The following is a 3,880-nucleotide window of genomic DNA, read 5'->3' as shown; positions in this document are numbered from 1 at the left end:
GCGAAGCTGGTGTCGGCGCGTGCCGCGTTGATGCAGGCGCTGCCCGCGGGTGGTGCGATGGTGGCGGTCCAGGCGGCCGAGGACGAGGTGCTGCCGCATCTGACCGACAGGGCGGGTATCGCGGCGATCAACGGCCCGCGGTCGGTCGTGGTCTCCGGAGCCGAGGACGTGGTCTTCGCCATGGCTGAGGCCTTCCGGGAGCAGGGTCGTAAGACCTCCCGCCTGAAGGTCAGTCACGCGTTCCATTCGCCGTTGATGGATCCGATGCTGGAGGAGTTCGCGCAGGCCGTCAGCGGTCTAACCTTCAACGAGCCGCGGATTCCCGTCGTTTCGAACCTCACCGGCCGGCTGGCCGAGGGGTACACCCCCGAGTACTGGGTGCGGCACGTCCGTGAGGCGGTCCGCTTCGCCGGCGGCATCGAGACCCTCGGCGAGCTGGGTGTGACCACGTTCGTGGAGATCGGCCCGGGTGGTGTCCTCAGTGCCCTCGTCCAGGGCTGCTTCGACGACGGCACAGACATCGTCACCGTTCCCTCCCTGCGCGCCGGCCGCCCCGAACCGTACGCCCTCGTCACCGCCGTCGGGCAGCTGCACACCCACGGCATCTCGCCCGACTGGCAGGCGCTCTTCCCGGGCGCCCGCCGCGTCGACCTGCCCACGTACGCCTTCCAGCGCGAGCGCTACTGGCTCGACGTTCCCCAGGCGTCCGGTGACGTCCGGGCCGCCGGCCTGGGGGCGGCGGACCATCCACTGCTCGGTGCCGCGATCGCGACGGCCGACAGCGACGGGGTCCTGCTCACCGGGCTGCTCTCCCTCGAAACCCACCCGTGGCTCGCCGACCACGCCGTGAACGGGACCGTTCTGCTGCCCGGCACCGCGTTCGTCGAGTTGGCCATCCGTGCGGGCGACGAGACCGGATGCGGATGGATCGAAGACCTCACCCTCGAACTTCCCCTGGTCGTGCCCGAGCGCGGTGGCGTCACCCTTCAGGTGGCTGTCGGGCCGGAGGACGAGTCAGGCCGGCGGCAGCTGAGCGTGCACTCGCGTGTCGACGGCGGTTCGTGGCTGCGGCATGCGACGGGTGTGCTGTCCTCGGCAGAGGCACCGTCCGCCGCGGACCTCGGCGCGTGGCCGCCGGCGGGTGCGGAGGCCGTCGACCTGACGGCGTTCTACGAGGGCATGGCTGCTGCCGGCCTGGACTACGGTCCGGTCTTCCAGGGCCTGCGCTCGGTGTGGCGCGGCGAGGACGACGTCTTCGCCGAGGTCGAGCTGCCCGACGAGTCGGCTGCCGAGGCGGCGGCGTTCGCCCTGCACCCGGCGCTGCTGGACGCCGCCCTGCACGCGCTGGCCGCCGGTGGGCTGGTGTCGCCGGACGACAGCCCGGCCCTGCCGTTCGCGTGGTCCGGCGTCGTCGTGCAGGCGGCCGGTGCGGCGATGCTGCGGGTGAAGCTGTCGCGGACGGCCACCGGTTCGGTGACGCTGGCCGTGGCCGATGGCGCCGGTGCCCCGGTGGCCTCGGTCGAGTCGCTGTCGTTGCGGGCCGCCTCGGCGGAGCAATTGCGCGGTGCCGTTGGCGGCGATCAGCTGTTCGGGCTGGAGTGGACGCCGTTCACTCTTCCCTCCGCCACCGACGCGCTGATGATCGAGACCGTCGCGGACCTCGACGCACTGCGGGAGTCGGAAGGGACACCGGACGTCGTCGTCGTTCCGTGCCCGGCGGGGTCCGGTACGGAGACCGCCGACCGCGTGCACGGCATCGCGAGTGAGGTTCTTGCGTTGGTGCAGTGGTGGTTGGCGGAGGAGCGTCCTGGGCGTCTGGCCTTGGTGACGCGTCCGGGCGACCTGGCTCACGCTGCGGTGTGGGGGCTCGTGCGGTCTGCGCAGTCGGAGAACCCGGACCGGATCGTGCTGGCGGAGGCCGAGGAGACGGAGGCAGCGGTCCGTGTGCTGCCCGCCGCGCTCGCTGCCGGTGAGCCGCAGTTCGCGGTCCGCGACGCGGAGGTTTTCGTACCGCGCCTGGTGAAGGCCACCGGGGCAGCCACCGGCACGCCGGACTTCGGCGCCGGCCCCGTCCTGCTGACCGGTGCGTCCGGTGCGCTGGGCGGGTTCGTCGCCCGGCACTTGGTCGCCGAGCACGGCGTGCGCAGCCTGTTGCTGCTCAGCCGGCGCGGCGCGGAGGCCCCTGGCGCGGCGGAGCTGGAGGCCGAACTGGCCGCGTGGGGCGCCGAGGCGCGCTGGGCGGCTTGCGACGCGGCCGACCGGGACGCCCTCGCCCAGGTGCTGTCCGGCACGCCGGTGACGGCCGTGGTGCACACGGCCGGAGTCCTCGACGACGGCGTGATCGCCGCGCTCACCCCGGAGCGTATGGAGAAGGTGCTGCGCCCGAAGACCGACGCCGTGCTCAACCTCCATCAGCTGACGAGCGACCTGTCGGCGTTCGTCGTCTTCTCCTCGGTGTCCGGAATCCTGGGCAGCGCGGGACAGGGCAATTACGCGGCGGCGAACACCTTCCTCGACGCCTTCGCCGAAGCCCGCCGCGCCCGGGGGCTCCCCGCCACGTCGCTGGCGTGGGGCCTGTGGGAGCAGGGCAGCGGCATGGCCGACCGGCTCGACCAGGCGGACCTCGCCAGACTCAAGCGGGTGGGCCTGGCCCCGATAGCCGTCGACGAAGGACTGCGGCTGTTCGACGCGGCACTGGCCCTGGACCGGGCCGTGGTCGCCCCGCTGCGGCTGGACCTGGGCGGGCTGCAGGGCCCGGTGCCGCCGGTCCTGCGAGGGCTGCGCGGTCCCGGACGGGGCACCGCGCGGCGCACGGCGCAGACCGCGCCGAAGGGATCGCTGGGTCAGCGGCTGGCCGGGCTGCCGGAGGCCGAGGGCGAGCAGGTGGTGCTGGACCTGGTGCGTACCGAGGTCGCCGCCGCGCTAGGCCACGCCTCGGCCCAGGCCGTCCAGCCGGAACACGCGTTCCAGGACGCCGGTTTCGACTCGCTCACGTCGGTGGAACTCCGCAACCGGCTGAACGCGGCGACCGGGCTGCGGCTCCCCGCGACCATGGTCTTCGACCACCCCACGCCCGTCGCGCTCTCCCGCTTCCTGCTGGCCGAGACGCTGGGCGTCCAGGAGCGGTCCGAGGCCCCTGTCGCCGCGGTGACCAAGACGGACGAGCCGATCGCGATCGTGGGCATGGCCTGCCGGTTCCCGGGTGACGTGCGGTCGCCCGAAGACCTGTGGCGCCTCGTCGCCTCCGGCGGCGACGCGATCTCGGGCTTCCCCGAGGACCGCGGCTGGGACGTCGAGAACCTCTACGACCCGGACCCCGAGCGCTCCGGCAAGTCCTACGTGCGCCACGGCGGCTTCCTCCACGAGGCTGCCGAGTTCGACCCGGACTTCTTCGGGATCTCGCCGCGTGAGGCGCTGGCGATGGACCCGCAGCAGCGGTTGCTGCTGGAGACGTCGTGGGAGGCGTTCGAGCGGGCCGGGATCGACCCGGCGACCGTGCGGGGCAGCAGGACCGGTGTCTTCGCCGGCGTGATGTACCACGACTACGGCGGGCGTGTGAGAACGGCTCCGGAGGGCATGGACGCCTACCTGGGCAGCGGCAGCGCGGGCAGCATCGCCTCCGGCCGGGTCTCGTACACGTTCGGCCTTGAGGGCCCGGCGGTCACGGTCGACACGGCGTGCTCGTCCTCGCTGGTGGCGCTGCACCTGGCGACCCAGGCGCTGCGCAGTGGCGAGTGCTCGATGGCGCTGGTCGGCGGTGTCACCGTCATGGCGACTCCCTCGACGTTCGTGGAGTTCAGCCGTCAGCGCGGCCTGTCGGCGGACGGCCGGTGCAAGGCGTTCGGCGCCGCTGCGGACGGTACGGGCTGGGCCGAGGGCG

General features: G+C 73.1%; 1 protein-coding gene. It reads left to right on the top strand.

Annotated elements, in window-relative coordinates:
* A partial coding sequence (locus ACZ562_RS38190; protein WP_471189293.1) for a type I polyketide synthase occupies positions 1-3,880 on the top strand: 3,880 nt, incomplete at both ends.

It is taken from the genome of Streptomyces sp. NPDC040410, from assembly GCF_055595715.1.
Note: the sequence above shows the minus strand (reverse complement) of the source record. Positions and strands in the feature narration are given on the sequence as shown.